Annotated in this window: 18 protein-coding genes, 4 tRNA genes and 4 pseudogenes; 14 read left to right on the forward strand and 12 right to left on the reverse strand. The window is 37.4% G+C overall.

All coding sequences use genetic code 11. The features are described 5' to 3' along the window. Nucleotides 1–203: 203 nt before the first annotated feature. From ACWIUO_RS05225 to ACWIUO_RS05240, 4 genes are all read right to left on the reverse strand, one after another. Complete coding sequence (locus ACWIUO_RS05225; RefSeq protein WP_454176862.1) at nucleotides 204–668, reverse strand: Dps family protein; 465 nt, start codon at nucleotides 666–668, stop codon at nucleotides 204–206. Nucleotides 669–1,383: 715 nt separating this feature from the next. Beyond that, nucleotides 1,384–1,995 carry a hypothetical protein gene (locus ACWIUO_RS05230; RefSeq protein ID WP_454176863.1) on the reverse strand — a complete coding sequence of 204 codons (612 nt, stop codon included), beginning with the start codon at nucleotides 1,993–1,995 and terminating at the stop codon, nucleotides 1,384–1,386. Continuing rightward, a complete protein-coding gene (locus ACWIUO_RS05235; protein ID WP_454176864.1) occupies nucleotides 1,985–2,344 on the reverse strand; it encodes a hypothetical protein in 360 nt (119 codons plus the stop codon). The genes ACWIUO_RS05230 and ACWIUO_RS05235 overlap by 11 nt, the downstream gene beginning before the upstream one ends. Nucleotides 2,345–2,567: 223 nt before the next feature. Continuing rightward, nucleotides 2,568–4,226, reverse strand: a complete 1,659-nt coding sequence (locus ACWIUO_RS05240) for a hypothetical protein (RefSeq protein ID WP_454176865.1) — start codon at nucleotides 4,224–4,226, stop codon at nucleotides 2,568–2,570. A 404-nt stretch (nucleotides 4,227–4,630) separates the two neighbouring features. Between ACWIUO_RS05240 and ACWIUO_RS05245 the strand changes: the two genes are divergently transcribed. The 4 genes from ACWIUO_RS05245 to ACWIUO_RS05260 all read left to right on the forward strand — a co-directional run bounded on the left by ACWIUO_RS05245 (nucleotide 4,631) and on the right by ACWIUO_RS05260 (nucleotide 7,495). Further along, nucleotides 4,631–5,041 (forward strand): branched-chain amino acid transporter permease, encoded by a 411-nt coding sequence (locus ACWIUO_RS05245; protein ID WP_454176866.1) that lies wholly within the window; start codon nucleotides 4,631–4,633, stop codon nucleotides 5,039–5,041. Between the two features lie 116 nt (nucleotides 5,042–5,157). After that, the gene (locus ACWIUO_RS05250; protein WP_454173401.1) at nucleotides 5,158–5,574 is read left to right on the forward strand and encodes a universal stress protein; all 417 of its coding nucleotides are present in this window, start codon (nucleotides 5,158–5,160) and stop codon (nucleotides 5,572–5,574) included. A gap of 45 nt (nucleotides 5,575–5,619) precedes the next feature. Next, nucleotides 5,620–6,978, forward strand: a complete 1,359-nt coding sequence (traF, locus tag ACWIUO_RS05255) for a conjugal transfer protein TraF (RefSeq protein ID WP_454176867.1) — start codon at nucleotides 5,620–5,622, stop codon at nucleotides 6,976–6,978. 85 nt (nucleotides 6,979–7,063) lie between these two features. Beyond that, nucleotides 7,064–7,495, forward strand: a complete 432-nt coding sequence (locus tag ACWIUO_RS05260; protein WP_454176868.1) for a hypothetical protein — start codon at nucleotides 7,064–7,066, stop codon at nucleotides 7,493–7,495. A 204-nt stretch (nucleotides 7,496–7,699) separates the two neighbouring features. On the opposite strand, the pseudogene ACWIUO_RS05265 reads toward ACWIUO_RS05260, so the two are convergent. Both ACWIUO_RS05265 and ACWIUO_RS05270 read right to left on the reverse strand, forming a co-directional pair. Beyond that, nucleotides 7,700–8,209 (reverse strand): annotated as a pseudogene (locus ACWIUO_RS05265) (methyl-accepting chemotaxis protein); the annotation flags it as partial. A gap of 609 nt (nucleotides 8,210–8,818) precedes the next feature. Beyond that, a pseudogene (locus ACWIUO_RS05270) lies at nucleotides 8,819–9,610 on the reverse strand (nitrate- and nitrite sensing domain-containing protein); the annotation flags it as partial. A 241-nt stretch (nucleotides 9,611–9,851) separates the two neighbouring features. On the opposite strand from ACWIUO_RS05270, the gene pyrH reads away from it, so the two are divergent. Then, nucleotides 9,852–10,595 (forward strand): UMP kinase, encoded by a 744-nt coding sequence (gene pyrH / locus ACWIUO_RS05275; RefSeq protein WP_454176869.1) that lies wholly within the window; start codon nucleotides 9,852–9,854, stop codon nucleotides 10,593–10,595. Nucleotides 10,596–10,704: 109 nt separating this feature from the next. On the opposite strand, the gene ACWIUO_RS05280 is transcribed toward pyrH, so the two are convergent. From ACWIUO_RS05280 to ACWIUO_RS05300, 5 genes are all read right to left on the reverse strand, one after another. Next, nucleotides 10,705–10,792, reverse strand: a tRNA-Ser gene (locus ACWIUO_RS05280). Nucleotides 10,793–10,844: 52 nt separating this feature from the next. Then, nucleotides 10,845–10,919: transfer RNA gene (locus tag ACWIUO_RS05285), tRNA-Cys, on the reverse strand. 65 nt (nucleotides 10,920–10,984) lie between these two features. Beyond that, nucleotides 10,985–11,071, reverse strand: a tRNA-Leu gene (locus ACWIUO_RS05290). 64 nt (nucleotides 11,072–11,135) lie between these two features. Next, nucleotides 11,136–11,210, reverse strand: a tRNA-Gly gene (locus ACWIUO_RS05295). 115 nt (nucleotides 11,211–11,325) lie between these two features. Next, nucleotides 11,326–11,469, reverse strand: coding sequence for a hypothetical protein (locus tag ACWIUO_RS05300; RefSeq protein ID WP_454176870.1), 144 nt, complete (start codon nucleotides 11,467–11,469; stop codon nucleotides 11,326–11,328). Between the two features lie 59 nt (nucleotides 11,470–11,528). Here ACWIUO_RS05300 and ACWIUO_RS05305 point away from each other — a divergent pair. The 9 genes and pseudogenes from ACWIUO_RS05305 to ACWIUO_RS05345 all read left to right on the forward strand — a co-directional run. Then, a pseudogene (locus tag ACWIUO_RS05305) lies at nucleotides 11,529–12,632 on the forward strand (succinyldiaminopimelate transaminase); the annotation flags it as partial. Nucleotides 12,633–12,728: 96 nt separating this feature from the next. After that, nucleotides 12,729–14,270 (forward strand): annotated as a pseudogene (gene murC / locus ACWIUO_RS05310) (UDP-N-acetylmuramate--L-alanine ligase); the annotation flags it as partial. A 20-nt stretch (nucleotides 14,271–14,290) separates the two neighbouring features. Next, nucleotides 14,291–14,707 (forward strand): hypothetical protein, encoded by a 417-nt coding sequence (locus ACWIUO_RS05315; RefSeq protein WP_454176871.1) that lies wholly within the window; start codon nucleotides 14,291–14,293, stop codon nucleotides 14,705–14,707. 345 nt (nucleotides 14,708–15,052) lie between these two features. Beyond that, nucleotides 15,053–15,766 carry a lysophospholipid acyltransferase family protein gene (locus tag ACWIUO_RS05320; RefSeq protein ID WP_454176872.1) on the forward strand — a complete coding sequence of 238 codons (714 nt, stop codon included), beginning with the start codon at nucleotides 15,053–15,055 and terminating at the stop codon, nucleotides 15,764–15,766. 84 nt (nucleotides 15,767–15,850) lie between these two features. After that, nucleotides 15,851–16,834 (forward strand): hypothetical protein, encoded by a 984-nt coding sequence (locus ACWIUO_RS05325; RefSeq protein WP_454176873.1) that lies wholly within the window; start codon nucleotides 15,851–15,853, stop codon nucleotides 16,832–16,834. Nucleotides 16,835–16,898: 64 nt separating this feature from the next. Continuing rightward, nucleotides 16,899–17,453 (forward strand): hypothetical protein, encoded by a 555-nt coding sequence (locus tag ACWIUO_RS05330; RefSeq protein ID WP_454176874.1) that lies wholly within the window; start codon nucleotides 16,899–16,901, stop codon nucleotides 17,451–17,453. A 26-nt stretch (nucleotides 17,454–17,479) separates the two neighbouring features. Continuing rightward, nucleotides 17,480–18,115, forward strand: a complete 636-nt coding sequence (locus ACWIUO_RS05335) for a hypothetical protein (RefSeq protein ID WP_454176875.1) — start codon at nucleotides 17,480–17,482, stop codon at nucleotides 18,113–18,115. Nucleotides 18,116–18,171: 56 nt separating this feature from the next. Further along, entirely contained in the window at nucleotides 18,172–18,921 is a 750-nt protein-coding gene (locus ACWIUO_RS05340; RefSeq protein ID WP_454176876.1) for a hypothetical protein, read from the forward strand. Nucleotides 18,922–18,966: 45 nt separating this feature from the next. Continuing rightward, nucleotides 18,967–19,449 (forward strand): META domain-containing protein, encoded by a 483-nt coding sequence (locus ACWIUO_RS05345; RefSeq protein ID WP_454176877.1) that lies wholly within the window; start codon nucleotides 18,967–18,969, stop codon nucleotides 19,447–19,449. 73 nt (nucleotides 19,450–19,522) lie between these two features. On the opposite strand, the gene bioB is transcribed toward ACWIUO_RS05345, so the two are convergent. Next, nucleotides 19,523–20,467 (reverse strand): biotin synthase BioB, encoded by a 945-nt coding sequence (gene bioB, locus ACWIUO_RS05350; RefSeq protein WP_454176878.1) that lies wholly within the window; start codon nucleotides 20,465–20,467, stop codon nucleotides 19,523–19,525. Between the last annotated feature and the right edge of the window lie 86 nt (nucleotides 20,468–20,553).

Consider the following 20,553-nt stretch of genomic DNA (forward strand, 5'->3'; position numbering starts at 1 on the left):
AAAATCTTAAAATCTAGCGTCAAATAAATAGCGTAAAATAATGCCAAACAAAATGTCAAATAATGCAAAATCGATTTTGCATTATTTGTCGTGGCTTAAAGTGGATTTTGTGTTGATTTGTGTGGCTAAAGATTTAAAACGCATTGCGTGGTTAGATTTTATCAAATACAACCACGCAAGATATTTTTTTTCAAAAACGCATTTTAAGAAAGCTGGGCATTTACCATCCAAATAGCTTTTTGTAGCCCTGATATTTTATCATCGCAATACGCAGTGGTTACTCTATCGCCCTCTTTTTCTGCTAGGCTAGCTAGTGTGTCAAAATCTTTTTCAAGTTGTTCATAGATTTTTAGCACTTCTTTTAGCGTTTCTTTTGAAGTGAAAGAAGTCTTTGTTTCTTCTTTGATTTTGGTAATTTTTAGAGCCTCGCTAAGCGTTACCACAGGTGTGCCACCAAGCTGGGCTACTCTCTCTGCCAAATCATCAAACATATCCGCAAACTCATCATAAATCTCTTCTAATGCCTTATGCGCTTGTGGGAAATCGCTTCCGCGCACATTCCAATGATAATTATGCACTTTCATATATAGCACGATGCTATCTGCTTGCATTATCCTAAGCTGCTCGATGACTTTTGAAGTCTTTTTGCTTCTTGTATTTTCTTTCATTGTGTCTCCTTTTTGTGTTGATTTTGGGTTAATAGAAAATCTTAAAGCAAGGTTATTGTAGCCCTAAAAGGTAATGTTATGATATAATGCTTTGATAATAATAAAAGTTCCTAATAAGCGGTGTTTCTAATTTTGCATATTAAAATCCGTATCAAAGGGATTATCAAAGATTATCATTTATAACATTGTTAAATAACGCATATAAGGGCGTTCTTAATCCTTATATCATTTTTGATTTTTCTATTTCATATCAAATTAGAAAAAGTCAAAACATAAGATTAACAAATAAAAGTTAATGCAAAAATAAAAGATAACCTCAAATTTGAGTGTATCCAAAAAAGGATACGGATTAAACGCATACCCCCTTTTGTTTTATTGTAGTTAAAACATAGCCTAGAATTAACAAAAAGGGGCTAAATTTCGTTGATAATAATTTAGTAATACTAACATAGCATTAAAACAAAAATAAGGCTAATTTTTGATACTATTTTGTTATGAAAACAACAATTTTCAAAACAAACAAATATCACACAACAAAAAAATCTCAAATTTTACCCTTATAAAGTCCCTTATTATCGTTATTTCTAAGACTTAATAAGCCCTCGTTTTTGCTTAAGGGGGATAACTAATTATTATCAACTCACTATCGCATTTAAGGGCTTTATAAGCATTTTCGTATTAAATTTTCATAAATTCCCTCCAAAAAATGAAAATTCTAATTGATAAATTCCTCTAATTCTAAACTTTTATTGTAGAAATAGCTAGCACACTTTGAATCTACTTTTTCAAAGAATCCCTCTAAATCATTACTATAATCTAATAACAAATCATTACTCATAATAAAGATTCTATTCTTTGTTTGTTGTGGATTCTCGGCTATGTTTAGCCAGAATTTTTTGCTATCCCTTGAATCCTTACTAGCATAGCAATAGACATAATAGTCCGTGCCGTTGTAAGTTTTCCAAAATAGCCACTTTGAAAATGTGCTATTGATTCCTTTATCTAATACATTATTAGCTAGAAATTCCTTGTAATTTTCAAAATTTCGTGGTTTAAGCATATAAGAAACATAAGAGTCTAATTTACCATTTTTACCATTATTAACCATTTCAAGCAATAAGGCTTCTATTTGTTTATCCTCAACATTTACAAATTCACTTAAAGGCTTCTTATCGCATATTGCAAAATCTAAACCTTTATAATTTGTAAAGAGTGTAACATTACCATTATTGCAACTAATCTTATATTTTTCATTATTGATTTCTAATGGTGTAATTTCGATATTAACGCCTTGTTTTAAGCATTCAACTATTTCACTAATCAACATTTGAATCCTTTGAAACCTCGTTGTTAATAAGGTTTGTTTTATGTTCTTTTATAAGTTTTAATAAAGCATTTTTGAAAATTTCATATTCTGCATTAGCTAATACTTTTATATGAAAAAATCCCAAATCCTCCGTTTTATAACCCTCTTTTGTATCTTGTATATGCCTTATTTCTAATGTTCTATTTTTGCCAAAGAATACAAAAATCCCTTGCATTTCATTATTATCTAAAGCACTTATTTTTAGTGTAGGTTTCCACACATTTTCATTTTTCTTTATAAGCTCGTATAACGCCCTAAGCGTTATTTTTCGCTTATTATTTGTTTTCTTTTTTTCTTTTATTTCTACCATTATTATTTCCTTTGTGGCGTTATGCCGTAGTAGAAAAAGAGGTGGATATTAAAACTGCAAAATAAAGCATTTAGTAATATCCCCCTCTTAATAATAAGTTGTAACTTTTTCTAATTACCACTTAAAACTTTGCTTAAGTCCCTTAAATGCTAGCTTTATAAGGCTAGATTAAAATGTTAAAATTTTTGTAGAGGGAGGTTTCCTAAAATTTCAGGGGGATAATTTAGAAACGCATATCCAACTCTACATCTAAATCGTTTATATCCGTTGTTTGTGGTTTGAATCCCCAAAATTTTTCATTTTCAATTTTCTTTATTTCAACACTTAAAACGGGATTTAGACTCTTATCAAAAATCAAAAATTTATCATTAACCACATTAAAGCCGTGCATAAAATAATCTACAAATAGGTTTTTATCGAATATATGATTTTCAAAACTTTGTGCTAAATGCTTAAGAATATTTGTTGCTATTTCTCCAAAAAAAGAATCATTCAATAACGCCTTAAACTCATTTGTTAGCATTTTGAATTCCTCACTATCTTTATCCAAACAACACATAAAAGTTATATCCCTAAACAAATAAGCCTTAAGGCTATTGAATAGAAATTTATCATTCTTTGCATTACCTTTATAAGTTGTTAATTCCTCTTTGATTTTATGCAATAAAGCATAATCATAGCAATTTCCTACATTTTGAAACATACTGCATAAATTGCCAAAGTAAGTCCTTGTTATGTGGTTTTTGGTTTCTTTTTTGTGCTTAGTAGCTTTATATGTTTGATATTGTTCTATAAATGGTTTTTTTGCTATATCAAATTTTTGTTGTGTTTTGCTATTATTTGATAATAAGGCTTCTTTTTGTAGTTGTGTTACTTCAAAGGGGATAAAAACAAAATCATTTTCCACTTTGATTCTACCTCTAAATCTAATATCAATACCATAATCATTCTTTAATAATAAGTCTTTTATTTCACGCACTCGCTTAATAATAAACCTGCTAATAAAGCTAACCGCAATAATTTCATCACATTCAGTTTTATTATTTTCATTCTTTACTTGCCTATAATCCCTACTAAAACATTCAAATCTAAGATTCAAACATTCACAATTTCTACAACAATCAAAAACCACATATAAATGTTTGCTTAAGGCTAAGAATTGTTGATATAATGCAAAATTGTTTTTTGTTTTTATTTCGATATATTGATTATTCCAATCTTTTAAGCATTTTCTAGCTAAATTATAATAAGCTAATAAGTCCTCTTTTGTAAGTGTAAAGCTAGAAACCTTTTTGTCGTGGTCTTTACGATATTTTTTCTTATCCTTACAAATCCTATTAACCATTTGAGAAGTTAGCATTTTATTTGATTCTACATTATCATTATATGCTTTTAATAGCGTAACAATACAATTTAATTTACTTTGCATTGTAGAATCCAAACAAAATTCCTCTAATTTAGCTTCAAAATCATTTTTCTTTTTTTGTTTTGATATTTCTTTTTTCATTTTATTGATTGTTGTTGTATAGCTTCTTTTTGTGTTAATTTTTATTTTTCTAGCATTTATTTCTTTACTAACAACTTCAAAGAAATAATCACTAAATGCCTTAGATTCTCTTTTTGTTGTTGCTTTATTATCTTTGATTACCTCAACATTCAATCTTAAATTGTTGAGGTATTCTCTCATTTGATTATTATCTAATTTGTTTATAGATTCAAATGATTCAGTTTTGATTTTAATGTTGTTTGAATCATAAAAGCCAACTTTATTCTTTAATATTGCAAACTTTATCCCCGTATCAGTTATAACAAGTTTGCTTTTTGTTACTTCTTTTTTCCTTACTAGATTTTTGAATCTTGTTATGGTTATATTCTTACTCATTTTTATATCCTTTTAATTTTGATTTAATATTTTTTTCTTTTTTCATTTTATTTTCCTTTTGTTTATTTTATTATGAGTTTTCATTTTATATTCTTTAATCTTAAGTGAAAATAAATCCCCCCAAAAAACAACTTAATTTTTTCTATTCAAAAGCCCTAAACACCGCATAAAAAACACCAAAAAAAAAATTAAGCCAAAAATGAAAATTTTATTTCCTTGTAATGCCCTATTTTGCGTTGTTGGTTAATAATATGATAAAATACCGCCTTTGTTTTGCAAATTTTGTGTATTGCAAAGTAGTTGCGAAGTAGTTGCAAAGTGTTTGCAAAGTAGTTTTGCAAAATCATTTTTAGGATAGTTTTAGACATTTCAAGTTGGCTTTTTTGTTTATAATAAGGACTTGTATGGAAAATCTTATAGAATCTTTTTTAGCATTTTTTGGGATTGTAGATGTTGCTTTGTCTAAAGATTTGTTTGTTGTGTTAGATAGTTTGGCGATTTTATCGGTGGTGTTTGTGGCTACGATTGCAAGTAGGTTTGCCCCTTTTGTGATTTTTGCCAAAGCAAATGTCCCCAAAAAACTGCTTAGCTTAGGCAATGCCCTCCCCCCTGCAATGATAGGAATGCTACTTGTGTATTGCTTCAAAGACATAGATTTTGGCATTTCGCCTTTTGGGGCAAATGAGCTAGCTGGCATCGCATTAGTAGTGCTACTTTATATTGTTAGTAGATTGGGCGTGTTGTGCGTGATTGGCGGGACGGCTGGGTATATGGCATTAGTCCAAAGCGATGTGTTAAGCAAAATCTTTGGCTAAATTTTTAAGCCATATTAGCGATTTTGATATAAGCAAACAAAGAATAACACTAGATTTGCTACAATAAAGGGATTTTACTTTTTTACCAAAATCTAACCAAAAACTAAGGAGACAAAATGTCAAAGCTACTATTTGGAGTGAGCGATACAGAGGAATGTAGGCGAGCGATAAAGACGATTATTCGATTGTTTGGGCATAGGCAAGAAGTGGAGCTAACGCTGCTTCATGTAACGCCTGAAGTGCTTGTGTATGCGGAGAGCGGGATTGTGGATTATGGCACGATAGAAAATATCGAAAAAGAAAAATCAAATGAGATTTTAGAAGAATTTGAGCTGACATTTAAAAGTGAGGGGATTTCGTGCAACAAAATCTTGCGCACGGGAAATCCTGTCGATGTGGTGATGGAAATCGCGGATAAATACGACTTGCTAGTTATCGGTGCTAGCGAGTCATCGCTACTTCATAGAATCTTTAATTCTCATCAAAATAGCATTGTAAATTCTTCGCCTATCCCCGTGCTAGTGGCAAAATAAGATCTAATAACCAAAATCTAAAAATTGATAAATGGTAATCAAGCGATGAGAGAGTTTTTTTCACTTAAAGCATTGTTTAGAAATCTGCTTGCTTGTGGCTTTGTGTGCGGGGTTTGTAGCACGCAAGGATTTGGGCTAGAGTTTGGCACGATGGGCAATGTCTCTGCTGGTATGGGTGGCGCAGGCGTAGCGGTGAAAAACTCGCCTTTCGCGCTTTATTATAATCCCGCGCTTTTAAGTGCTGAAACAAAGCGCGTGCGATTTGGCTACTCACTGGGGCTTGAAGTGCGTGAAAAAAACCTCGATAAAATCGTAGATATAAATCTAGGCGGATTAAATTCTAGCAATCTTACCTCTACCACAGGGGCGGATTTTAAGTCTATCCAACATAATTTAGAAACGCTAAAAAGCGCGCTTAGCCAAAATGCGTTTAATCTCATTAGCCAAAATGGCGTTACTTTTCAGTTTGCCCCTGCGCTTTTGCGAGGTAGTATCGGCACATTTGGGGTAGGGTATTTTGCTTCATTTTATGGTGGCTCATCTATCAGGGCAGATGCCAATAGAATGGAGCTGATTTTGAAATATTCTAATGGCGGACAAGGGGTGGCTGGCGGGGAGGCGTATTGCAAGGTGGATTTTAATGGTGGTTGCACTCCTAGCGATAAGGCAACTTATGAAAGTTCATCACTTCAGCATTCTTTAGAGAAAGGCGATGCTCATAGCATAGTCACGCAAGGATTTTTGCTAAATGAGATTCCCATAGGCTATGCCTACACTTTTTATACCAAGTATGTAAATATCAATCTAGGCATTAGCGGTAGGCTAATCAGTGCTAGCCTAAATAAACAAACCACATTTTTATCAAACAACACAAATCTAGGCAACGAAGCAAAAAATTTTGCCAATAAAGGTAACTTTGAAACAAAGGCAAATTTTGCCATTGATGCGGGGACTATGCTAGAGATTGATTTGCCAGATTTTCGCTACCTTACTTTTGGCTTTGTGGCAAAAAACATAAATAGCCCCAAATTTACCTACTCAAATGGTGGCGAAGTGCAGATAAAACCGCAATTTCGGTTAGGCGTAGCCTATAATCAAAATAACCTTGTGTTTGCCATTGACGCGGATTTGAATCAAAATGAAATGATAAGCCATAGCAATCAAAAACCATATAGCCAAATGATAGGCGGGGGGCTAAAGATTGACTTAAAAGCATTTGATATTCGCGCAGGGCTTATGAAAGATATTCGCCAAGATGATGGGATTATAATCACTACGGGGGTAAATATTTTAGGATTTTTAGACATCGCTATGCAATGCGGCACAGAGCTAGCACAAACCCAAAAATGGGGCTCTTTTCCGCGCTATCTTAGCTTGAAAGTGGGCGGGAATTTTTCTTTTTAGATTTTATGGCGTTGGTAGTGTGAAAATATTGCAAAGATAAAAACTTGCAAAGATTATGATGAAATTTGGCTTAAAGGAGTTAAAAATGAAGCGCGTAGTAGGTTTGGTATTTGTTGGCTTTGTATCAAGTGGGATTTGTGCGCAAAAAGAAGCACAAATCAAAGGAATCCCCCCAGAAGTATTCGCACAAGCAAGGCTAGAGCAGCAAATAAGCGCACTTCAATTAAACAAATATTTGCGCCAAGAGCTAGCAAACAAAGTCCAAAAAATCCGCGATTTTCGCTCGGAGCTAGAGATAGAGCGCAAAATCTTATTGCTAAAACTCCGCGATAATGAAATCGCTATCACGGCTAGCAAACGCGCTGAAAAAGAAGTAATAAAAAAAGAAGAAGCAAACAGGATTGATAAAATCTACAAAGAGCTAGGCTTGCCAAACCCAGCAAACGCGCAAAATAACCAAAACAACCAAAATCCTAAAAATTCGCAAAAACAAACAGCCTCTATGCAAATGCCTTAATCTTTTCGTATTTTTATCTTGCATTTTTGCATTTGGCTTAAAATCCAAATTTATAGATTTTGATTTTATCAAACCTAGATTTTGCTTGCAAGATAAAAGCAAACTAAACAAGACTAAAAAATGATTAAAAAATACTATGTGGCAAAAGTGGCAAAATCACATAAAATCATTATCTAAAAAATCAAACGAACATTTCATAACGCCCTAGATTCTAAAATCCAAAATCGCATCGTGCAATTCGTTTGTTTTAAAAGAGATTTCTTTTGAGGCTTTTTGCATTTGCGTATTGATATTTGCTAGCTCTTTGACATACATATCGATTTTGCCACTATTGCCGATGAGCGCGGATACATTTTCATTGACAAGATTTGCCATAGCAGAGGATTCTAGGGATTTTTCTAATGTCGTGTTTATCGCTTTTTGGAGTGTGTCTATATCGCTTTGCATATTTTGTGAGCCCTCCACTAGCTCTTGCATAGATTCTAGGCTCTCATCTATTTGGGTATTTACCTCATCGACTTGTTGGAGTATGCTTTTGGTAAATATGCTCGTCTCATTGATACTTGTTTGCGTGCGCTCGGCTAGCTTTCGCACCTCATCTGCGACTACGGCAAACCCTCTTCCGTGCTCGCCTGCCCTTGCTGCTTCGATAGCCGCGTTTAAGGCTAGCAAGTTTGTTTGCTCGGCGATTTCAGTTATCATTGATAGCACTCGTTGGATATTTTGCGCTTCTTTGGCTAGTTGCTCGATTTTGCTTGCGTTGTTGCGCTCTTGTTCCATAGATTCTTGGATTTGGGTGGATACTTTGTGGATTACTTCTTTGGTAGATTTTGCATTTGCTATGGCAAGCTCTAGCTCTTTTTTGGTAGCTTGCAAGATTTTGATATTTTCATCTAGCATTTGACTAGATTTTTGCCCTAGCTGTGTGTTTTCTTGGCTTATGGATTCTATCCTTTTAGAGTTAGAATCTAAGCAATTAGATACGCCCTCCAAAATCTGCACGGCATTTTTGTTGGATTTTATCGCGGATTGTATCCCTACAAAAACCTTGTGGATAAAGCCCAAAAATACATTCACAGATTTTGCCATCAGCCCTATACAATCTTGGCTTTTTGCCTCCACGGTCTCATTTAACGCCTTGTTATTAGTGATAAAAACTAATTTATGATTGACTGCATCAAGGTTATTTAAAATATTTTTGGTTACAAACACGCAAAGCAGCACGCTTGCAATCACAACAAACGCATCTATACACAATATCGCCCAAAATCCCCTCTGCTCGGCGGAAATTTTTGATTGCAAGACATTGGTTATGTTGCGCGTGATTTTGTCCTCTACTTCTTTTAGGCTATCGATTTTTGCTGTGATGGTATCCCACCATATTTTTGCTTCGATTCCGTAGTTTCCGCTTGTGTGGTTGGATTTTATCACTTCTCGTATAGAATCTACTTTTTTAAAGCTATCTTGTTTTGTCGCATTTTCATAAATCACCCTATCATCACTATCTCCAAAATCTAAAAACGACTTTTCATACACTTCTTGTTTGGTTAGCAGGCTTATAAACGCATTAAATTGTGCTTGCGTGGCAGGGGAGTTTGCGCTAAGCATAGCATTGCCTGTGGCTCTCTCTAGCCCCGCATATTCTTTGGCATACAAAAAATTCGTGTAGCTAAACATCAGTCGCAAAATATGAGAATCCCTCACAAGATTTGTAGATTTTGTGATGCCATCTAATAGCGTGGCTATGCTTTTTGTATAATACCCAATAGTCGGCGCAATAAGCGGTGAATCGCTTTTTAGGGAATTATCAGCATTGCTTCTAATGGTAGTTAGATTATTTAGCGCGTCAAATCCGCTTTGCAAATCAACGCCTTTTAGAGAATCTTTATGCGCTGAAACCGCCTTTTTTAGCTCATCTAGTGCCAAATCCGTGCTATTTCTTTGGGCGTTTAGCTCGCTAGAAAATTTACTCCCTTTGCTTGATAGAAACCCAGCACTAAGCCCGCGCTCTTTTTGCAACTCGTGGATAAGGTTTGAGACTTTTGCAGAAATGTTGATTTGCGTAAAAAGTGATTGATGAGCGTTTAAGGAATCTTTGGTGGATTTTAGCGACATAAACACCAAAAACAACACACGCAAGAAGTGGAAGCAGGGCTAGACTTAAGATTTTGCTTGTCAAAGAAAAGCGATTTAGAATGTTCATATTTTACCTCTTTAGCATTTGAATTACGAAGTGGTAAAATCATATCATAATTTGGCGTTTTTTTTTTTTTTGTAATTTTTGTTTTTGTTTGATTGATTGCTTAAGATTTGCTACAATTACGCCCAATAACTTTAGGATTGTAAGGATACTCCAATGCAGACAGAAAAAAACGATTGCCCAAAAAGTGGGCAAAAAAAGCGAGTGTTGATAAAGTTTTCAGGGGAAGCGTTGGCTGGGGAGAGTGGCTTTGGCATAGAGCCTAGTATCCTAAACTACATAGCAGGCGAAATCAAAGAGCTGCTAGAAGCAAATATCGAAGTGGGAATCGTCATTGGCGGGGGGAATATTATACGAGGGGTTACCGCCGCACAAGGTGGAATCATACGGCGCACAAGCGGGGATTATATGGGTATGCTAGCCACTGTGATAAATGCTGTGGCAATGCAAGAAGCACTAGAGCATAGCGGGCTAGATGTGCGCGTGCAAAGCGCGATAGAAATCCAAGAAGTATGCGAGACTTACATTTATCGCAGAGCAATTAGACATTTAGAAAAAGGGCGAGTTGTGATATTTGCCGCAGGGACGGGAAATCCATTTTTTACCACCGATACGACAGCGACTCTGCGGGCGGTAGAAATCGGCGCGGAATATGTCATCAAAGCCACAAAAGTCGATGGTGTCTATGACAAAGACCCCAAAAAATACAAAGACGCAAAAAAGCTAGATAAAATGAGCTATGATGAGGCGTTGGCAGAAAATATCAAAGTAATGGACGATACGGCTATCGCACTTGCTAAGGACAACAAGTTGCCAATCGTAGTGTGCAATATGTTTAAAAAAGGAAATCTAGTCGCTATCGTGCGTGATAATGCTGGAATCTGCTCGGTGGTTGGGTAGTTTTTTGGTTAAGTTTTGGTTAAAAATGTAGATTTTGCTAGATTTTATGTGTGGATTTTGTGATGGGATTTTGTAAGGTGGGTTTTGAAGTTTTTGTGATTTTAAGGAGTGGCCGGGAGAGAGGGATTCGAACCCCCGGAGGTGTTACCCTCAACGGTTTTCAAGACCGCCGCTTTCAACCACTCAGCCATCTCCCGCAGTGTTATTTAAGCGAAATATAAAATCTATTAAAAAAGTCAAGTAAAGATTTGGAGGCGACACTCGGAGTCGAACCGAGGAATGGAAGCTTTGCAGGCTTCTGCCTTACCACTTGGCTATGTCGCCATTTTTTGAAATCTTTTGCAAAATCCAAAATGCCAAAAACAATTTTTAGATTTTATTTGGGGTGGTGGTGCCCGGAGTCGGACTTGAACCGACACGGAAGCAATATCCGAGGGATTTTAAGTCCCTTGTGTCTACCATTCCACCACCCGGGCATTTATTATAAAAGAGCGTAAGGCTAAGACTTTTATGCAAAAATTTGCAAATTTCATAAAAAAATGGAGCGGGAAACGGGGATCGAACCCGCGACCCCAACCTTGGCAAGGTTGTGCTCTACCACTGAGCTATTCCCGCATTTACAAAATCCACAAAATCTAAAATCAAAAAACACTTGCAAAATCCACTTTGCAAAAATAAAGCTGTAATTTTAGCAATGCTTTATGAAAAAATCAAGACTAAAAGCATATTTTTACGATTTTTGACTACAATATCGCTTTGATTTTATGATGATTTTGCGTGGCATTTGCACGCCGTATTTGCGTCTTATTTTTGGGCTTATTAGCGACTTAAAAATATATTTGGCAAGCATTAAAACCGCTAAATATTTAAGCATTTTATAAGAAAGCATTACGCATTAGAAAATCTTAGAAAAAGCATTGTGGAGAGCGAGTTATGCAATTTGAACCTTATCCTTTTGAGAAACTAAACAAACTGCTAGAAGGCATAACCCCCGCAAAACCAGCTAAAAAACTAACCATCGGCGAGCCGCAATTCCCCACCCCAAAATCTATCCAAAAAGCCCTGATAGATTCTGCTGATGAGCTTCGCTACTATCCCGCTTCAAAGGGCGAAGATTATCTAAAAAAAAGCATTTTAGATTTTATATGGCGTAGGTTTGGAGCAAGGCTAGATTTTAGCCAAATGCTCCCCACATTTGGCACACGCGAAGTGCTGTTTAATTTTCCTCAATGGCTCTTTGCAAACATAAAAGCCCCCGTGCTAGCCCACCCAAATCCATTCTACCAAATCTATGAGGGCGCAGCCAAAGCAAGCGGTGCAAAAAGCATTTATATGAATCTAACGCCAGAAAATGGCTTTAAACCCACGCTTAGCAAAGAGCAAATGCAGCTAGCAAACCTTGTGATTTTAAATTCGCCAAATAACCCCACAGGCATAGCCCTAAGCCTAGAAGAGCTAAAAATATGGGCACAAAACGCGCTAGAATATGATTTTGTGCTTTTAAATGATGAATGTTATAGCGAAATCTATCAGCACACGCCCCCAGCTTCGATTCTCCAAGCCTCACTAGAAATCGGCAATAGCGATTTTAAAAATATTTTGGCAATCAATTCGATTTCTAAGCGTTGCTCTGCCCCGGGTTTGCGTAGTGGATTTATCGCGGGGGATAAAGCGATTTTAGAGCCTTACGCGCTTTATCGCACTTATGCGGGGCTAGCTATCCCCCTGCCATTGCAGAGGGCTGCAGCTATCGCGTGGAGTGACGCGAAAGAAGCAGAATCTATCCGCCAAACTTACGCACAAAATCTAAGCCTAGCCCAAAGCCTTTTTCCAAGCGCAAATGTCGCGTCTTTTAGCTTTTATATGTGGCTTTTTGTGGGAGATGATTTGGCGTTTGCTAAGCAGCTTTATGCACAAAGTGGGCTTGTAGTATTGCCGGGGAGTTTTTTAGGTAGAGAGGGGGCAGGCAGGGGATTTGTGCGCGTGGCGTTAGTCTATGAACCTAGCATTATGCGCGAAATGCTAGAATCCCTGCTAGCGTTTTATGAGACTTATACAAATTCGCGCGCTCACAACCTAAAAAGCGCGATAAGTGCCAATCTAGCCTCCCTCCCTCCGCTCTCAACTGCAAAAGTGCATTTTATCGGTATCGGTGGCATAGGCATTTCAGGGCTTGCCAAATACCTAAAAGCGCAAGGCGCGACTATCAGCGGTAGCGATATAGCCCACTCGCCCACCACGCATTATTTGCGCTCTCTAGGTGCAAATATCACTATCCCACACGACAAAAAGGCAATCAAAGACCAGCATATCATTATCCACTCCGCCATCATTAAGCAAGATAACCCAGAAATCTTGCTAGCACAAAGAAAGCATATCCCCGTGCTATCGCGCAAGCAAGCATTAAGCCTAATATTAGATTCTAAACGCGTATATAGCGTGTGTGGCGCACACGGCAAATCCACCACAAGTGCTATGCTAAGCGCGATTTTTAATGAATATGGAGCGATTATCGGGGCTGAGAGCAAAGAGTTTCACTCAAATGTGCGCGAAGTCTCAAGCCAAAGTATCGTCTTTGAAGCTGATGAGTCTGATAAAAGTTTTTTAAATTCAAATCCATATTTTGCCATCGTGCCAAATGCTGAACCAGAGCATTTAGAGACTTACAACCATAATGTAGATGAGCTTCATAGCGCGTATAGGGAGTTTCTTTGCAAAGCAAAAGTGCGCGTTATCAATAAAGAAGATGAATTTTTGGCCAGATTTTCAAATGAGGCAAAATCTAGCCAAGATTCTAGTCAAAATTCTAGTAAAGATTCTAATAAAAATACTAGCCACAAATCAAACAAAAATCCGCACGACACAGCGCACGACAAACGCCAGCACAAAGACTACTTGCCCCATATCGCGCTTTATCCATCAAAAGATATTAGCGATATTTCATACACGCTTAAAAATGACGAGCCATATACAAGATTTTGCCTAAAAGATTTGGGGGTATTTGAAGTGTGGGGGTTTGGGGAGCATATCGCGCTAAATGCCTCTCTAGCCATACTTGCCGCCCTAGAATCAAAAGCGCGTGATTTGCTAGAATCTAGCCCAAAATCTAGCGCAGATTTTGCCACAAAAGATTCTAGCTACAAAGATTTTGTCGAGTATGCCAAAAAGCTAGATAAGGCTAGCAAAGAAAAAATCCTGCAAGAAATACGCACAAATCTAGCCAATTTTTGTGGAATCAAAAAGCGATTTGATATTTTGACAAAAGAAAATCTAACCATTATCGATGACTACGCACACCACCCCACCGAGATTTTAGCCACGCTAAATTCGCTAGAGATTTATGCAAAATTGCGCAACATAAAAGAGATTTGTATCATTTGGCAGCCGCATAAATATTCACGGCTTTTTGACAATCTAGGGGCGTTTCAGCAATGTTTTAGCACAAAATATCGCCTTGTGATTTTGCCTGTGTGGGCTGCGGGCGAGGAAGTGCGCGAAGTGGATTTTGGCTCACTTTTTGCGCACGCAAAGCCAACGCTAGCCACCCGCATAGCGCGCACAAATGACGCCATCACAATCTTTGAAGGCACAAATCCTATCGATAGCATCAAAAAAGGCATAGTCATAGGCTTTGGTGCGGGCGATATTACCTACCAACTTCGCGGTATGAAATAAACCACAAAAAGGTCTCTAAAATGATAGAAATTATCTCAATATGCGTGCTTTATGTCCTGCTAGTCGCACTTGGCATTAGCATTTTGCATAATGCCACGATTTCGCTTGTGAAAAAATTTTTCATAGGGCTTGTTTGGATTTTGGCACTTGGGCTATCAGCGGTGTATAACTACCAGCAAATTTCCCCAGATAGCTTTTTTTTGGAGCTTGAGGGAGCGTTTAGAGAGGGCAAGACGCTAAATTGTGAGGGGTTTTTGGTAAATAAAAGCGACTTTAATCTAATCGGGCAAACCTCTATGCTAATCGGCAAAAATGGCTCTCCTACTAGCAATATCATAATCTCACTAGAAAAATGCCAAATCATAGTCCCCACAGAAGCCAATGATGAAGAAGAAAGCATAGACGGACACAAAATCGAAGATATACAAAGGGATTAGGGCTTTATTTTATGCAGTTTTTGACTTGCATTTTTGTGATTTTAGGCATTTGGCAAAATCTATACCCCAAATCCTAAACAAAAAGCGATAAAATATCAGCACATAAACCAAAAATATTAAGGCATTTTTTGGTGTTTTTTAGATTTTGTGCCAAAATCTAGTTTGCGCAAAAATCTAAGCCAAATTTTTGTAAATAAGGTTTTTTTGAAGCAAAGATTTTTGCTATTTTTGCAAAATCTAAAAAAAGCAAAATCTAGCACAAAAATCTAACGCACAAAAATCAACCACATAGCCAAATCCACGCACAATGCAACCAAACAACAAAACAAAAAAGGAACATCTAAAATGGATATAAAAAAACGGCTTATTGCATATATTGTCCCGCGTGTTGGGTTTTTGCTGACTTGGATTTTGTATGGCTTAAATAAAAATCGCTTTTTTTTGCACGAGAATTTAGAAAATGAAAATATCCTCATTTGCTTTTGGCACGGAGAAATGCTAATGATGCCGTTTTTGTATCGTAGATTGCGCTCAAAGCCAAACACGCATAATGTCCATATCATTAGCTCTAGCCATTTTGATGGCGGGCTTATCGCGTCTATGTGTGAGCTTTTTGGTATGAAAACCATTCGTGGTAGCACCGATGTGGGAGGCAAAAAAGGCGGAGTCCTAGCCCTAATGCAGTCCATAAAAGCACTAAAAAATGGCGCAGACATAGGTATAGCGATGGATGGACCACGCGGACCATATCATCATATAGCCGATGGGCTAATAATGATGGCTCAAAAAAGTGGCAAAAAAATCAGTTTATGTCGTATCGTGCCTAGACGATTTTATGAGTTTAAAACTTGGGACAGATTTTGCTTGCCCCTTCCTTTTGGAGAGATATGCTATTATGGATTTGAGGGTTTTAGGCTAGATTCTAGCCTTAGCATAGAGGAAGCAAGGCAGGTGCTAAAACAAAAAGTCGCACAAATTGATGAGATATTGAAAAATCCTACCCAAAATCCAAAATCCCAAAATCCACGAAAAAAAGGATTTTGCCCAAATCTATCTTAGGGTTTAAACTATCGCGCAAAATCGCGCAAAGCGCATAAAATCTAAGCCCAAATAAAAACCACAAATAAAACAAAAGGACACCAAATGGGAATCATACATTCGCTTCTCTCGCCTTTTTTTAGCAAAGTCTTTATCTCTATCAATGTCGATGCGCTATCGTGCGCGATAAAAGTCGTGCGCATCAAAAAAGAGCGCACCATAGAATCTTTTGTCAAAGAATTTAAAACAGGAGAAAACAAAATCCCAATGGACGCGGTAAAAATCGTGCGCAAATACCGCAGAAAATACCCATTTACCTACATAAGCGTGCTTTTAAAATCCCTCGCACAAGGCGTGGTAATCCAAAAAAATGGCAAAGATTTTTTCCTAGCAAATGTCCGCCCACAAGAGTGCGAAATCATAACCGTTGGCACTTGCCGTGTGTTTGCCAAAAAAGCGTTGCTTAGGGATTATTTGCGTAAATATGACATTGTAAATGGGGTAGATTTTGTGTTTTCGCCATTTTTGCTTATCGCTGCAAACTCACTAAGCTACCCCACGCTTGGAAATAATCTTTATGTGCTACTTCAGCGCAGCAATATCGCCCTAATGGTTATCAATCGTCAGCAGATTTTGTTTTCAGGCTTTTTCCTAGCCCAAAGCGAAATCAGCGCGCTAAACCGCGAAGAACACCAACGCCCCACCTTGCATTTGCGCAATTTTGAGGATTTTTCGCTTGATGATGATTTTGATAATTTTCAAAAAATGGAGGGCGAAACCTCTATGGAAAATCTACAAACCGATATGTTTATCCCAAATTTAGAAGAGAAAAAAATCAATTATGATGATATGCCTCGTGCGATTGTGATTAGCAAAGTGTTGCTTGATGGGATAAAAGAGTATTACCAAAATCCATTTTATAATGGCGAATTTATCGATAGAATCATATTTTTGGACGCTTGCAAGCTAAGCGATGAGGCGTATGATTTTATCTGCAAAGAAGTGATGATAGAATCGGTAAAAAGGGATTTTGACTTGCCAACTTTGCTGGTGAATTTTGCTGTGCGAGAGCTTAGCCGCGAAGAATAGCAAAGTAAGAGGAATAGCAAGGCAAAAGTCATAAATTAAAAAGGCAAGCATAAGGAGAAAAACGATGAGGATTAGCTTTGTCCGCCCAAAAATAAAATATATTATTGCCAAAGTAACGAAAATTTGGTGGTTTTATTTTTTGGTTACGGCGTTTATCCTTGTGGGATTTTATATGTTTTTAAAACAAGAAATCATCAACTCCACCGCCCGCACAGAGGAATACCGCGAAAATCAAAAAATCCTCCGAGCGCGCATAGGGCTAACTGATGAATATTTTGAGCGACTTGTATTTGAAGCGACTTTGGTGCATAATCGAAGCGACAAAAACAATATCCGCCGTGATAAGCTAGCAGATTTACTCCACCTAATCCCCGATAAAATCACCCTGCATTCTGTGGAGCTAAACGAAAACTCCCTCACGCTAAAAGGCGTAACGCCATCAAAAGAGTTTTTCTACTTTGCGTTGCAAGACCCGCTAAAAGCAAATTTTGGACGCTCAAATGTGAGTTTTTACGCGCTATCAAATGGCTGGTATGAGTTTATCTCTGTAAGCACGAGCGTGCCTACAAGCCCCGCTTCTAGCACGCAAAGCCCACTTGCAAGCGATAGCACCAAATAGCACCAACAAAATAGCAAAGGAAAAAAATGCCACCAAATAGACTTCCTAAAAAGCCACAGCCACAAGAGGAATCACAAGGCTTTAACCCCGAGCTTGTGGTGCGAAATCTGATTTTTACGACTATTTATGTCATAGCGATTTTGTGGTTTTTTAGCACTTATATTATGCCTACGATGAAATCTTTTAAATCCCAATACATAATTGAGCGCAAAGAGAGGCTAATCTATGAGGAAATCGCTAGGGGCTATGGCGCGGCAAAACAAAGGCTTGATGATTTTGCAAATCTAAATGTCAAAGCATTATCAAAGCTAAAAAACGCCGACCCACAGGCAGAGACAAAAGCCCTTGTGGCAAAATTTTTAACCATAAAAGAGATGCGTAGAGTAAGCCAAAGTGAGATTCCAAATGAGGGCACAAGAAGCGTAACTTTTGCTTTTAAAACCCAAACAAAAAGCGTGGATAACATTTGGAAGCTAATTGACAAGTTAGATTCTCTTAGCTCAAGTGCAGTGATAAATCTCCCCATACAAATCAAAAAAGTCTCTATGCAATCCCAAGTCTATGATATTTTGCTTCATATCGAAGTGCGGCAAAATACCTTTATCCCAAATGAAGAAACCCAAGCGATTTTGCACGAGATAAAAGAGCAAAGTCGCTACTAATTTGTTTATTAAAAAGCGCGTTTAGCGCGTATATTTTCACACTAAGGACAATGATTTTGAATAATAAAAAATCCTCTTTTTTTTTCATTTCGCGCTTTTTTGCATTGGTGCTAAAAGGTATTCACAATGCACGAGAGCATAACTACAAAGCAAAAGATATATTGATATTTGCCTGCTATGTGTTTATCGTGCTATTTTCGCTTCCTAGCGCGATAGAGGCTATCTCAAGCGTGCAAAATCCACAAGATTCTACCCATATTCTAAATTATGTGATGATTATTTTTGTGCCTTTGGTGCGATTGGTAGTGGAGTTTGGGGCAAATCTTGTGGGGCTTTGTGTGCTGTTTATTTGTGCGATTTTGAGTGTGAAATATAAAATTTTGCAAAACTATATCGTGCTATTTGTGCTGTATATGGCGTGTGCGTATCCTAGCTTTTGGCTTTTGGGAGAATGGAAAAATATGCCTAGCAATCTTTTAACCATCGCAAATAATGATTTTTTAGAATTGTTGCGTCTTGTTTTTGCCAAAAAGGCATATTTTATGGCGATTTTTATCTATGCTAAGCGCGTGTGTTATATATTTTTGTTGTTCGCGCTTTTTGATTTGGCTTTTTTTGTGCTAAAAAATCGCGCTACTTACGGATTTTGTAACGCGCTTTTAAAATCTGTGCCTAAAATCGTGTGGATAAATCTTATATTTTCATTCGCTCTATGCGTGGCTACGATAGTGGCGTATATGCTTTGTGCTGATGAGTTTATATGGCTATCGTGGTTTAGAAGCATTTGCTTTATTTTTGGATTCTAAGTTATTGATTTTGGATTTTACACACCCCAAAAAATAAGGAATATAATGAAAAATCATCTAAACCCCGCCAAATATATTTGCAAAATCTACATTCTAGTGTTTTTGCTAGCGTTTTTATGCGTTGCTAGCGCAGACGCATTTCAAGGCATACTAGGCACAAACGCCTACTCTCTAGCCTCACAAAAAAAATGGGAGGTGGATTCTATGATGGTGGGGGATTATGAAATAGTCGTGCCAAACCACATACCAAATGCGTATCTAAATTTTAGCGGAGGTTCAGTCTCTGGGGTTGTTGGGTGCAATCATTTTTTTGCTAGCTACCAAATCGCAGGTGGGGGCAAAATGATAATCATTGAGGGCGGAGGGCTCACCAAAAAATCCTGTGCCTCTGCACAAGAAGAGCAACTTGAAGCGATTTTTATCAAAAACTTTATCGGTAAATTTATGGTGCGTGGAAATGATGAATATATCGAGCTTTTGGGAGAATCTAGTTTTAGTATCCGTCTTTTCCCCTCCATCACGCTATAGCCTTAGATTTTTAGATTTTATTTCATTTTAGGCTACAAGCAAAATCAAAACAAGCAGAAAAATCCACAACCCCCTACGCTTTCATTTCCAAAAATTCCTCTCTTTGTAGATTTAGTTTTTCAAATAGCCTATCATCACTGCTTGGTGCTGAATTTGTCGTGGTAAGCAATCTATCGCCATAAAATACCGAGTTTGCACCCGCAAAAAAGCACAACGCCTGCATTTCTTCACTCATTGCTTTTCGTCCCGCAGATAGCCTTATATATGAGGTTGGCATTAGGATTCTAGCGAGGGCTATGGTGCGGACAAAGTCAAATTTATCCACTTCGGGCGTATCTGCCAAAGGAGTGCCCGGGATTTTTACAAGCTGGTTTATCGGCACGGATTCTGGTGGGGTTTCTAGGTTTGATAGCAAAAGAAGCATTTTGATTCTATCATCATTGCCCTCACCCATACCGAGTATCCCTCCCACGCAGAGTTTTAGCCCCGCTTCACGCACATTTTTTAGCGTGCTTAGCCTATCCTCAAATGTGCGCGTAGAAATGATATTGCTATAAAAATCCTGCGAAGTATCGACATTATGATTATAAAAATCTAGCCCCGCTTCTTTTAGCTTGCTAGCTTGGTTTGTATCTAGTAGCCCCAAAGTCGCGCAAGTCTCTAGCCCTAGCCCTTTGACTTCGCGTATGATTTGACAAACTTCGTTTAATTCCTCATCATTTGGACTTCGCCCACTCGCTCCCATACAAAATCTAGAACTCCCCGCTTGCTTTGCTTTTTTGGCAAGGGACAAAATCTCATCTTTATCCATAAATTTTGCTTTTTGCACGCCTGTTTTATAATAGCTTGATTGCGCGCAATAAGCGCAGTTTTCGCTACAAGCCCCTGTCTTTATGCTAAGCAGTGTGCTTGTTTGGATAATGTTTGGGTCAAAATGCTCTAGGTGGGTTTTGTGCGCTTGATAAAGTAGCTCCATAAATGGCTTATAAAAAATCTCTTTTGCTTGGGAGAGAGTCATCGCTTGTTTCCTTAAAATTTGGGATAAATCTATCGCTAAATACGCTACAAAAAGACAAATCTTGCATTCAAAATCTGCATTCAAAA

The organism is Helicobacter sp. T3_23-1056, from assembly GCF_053654535.1.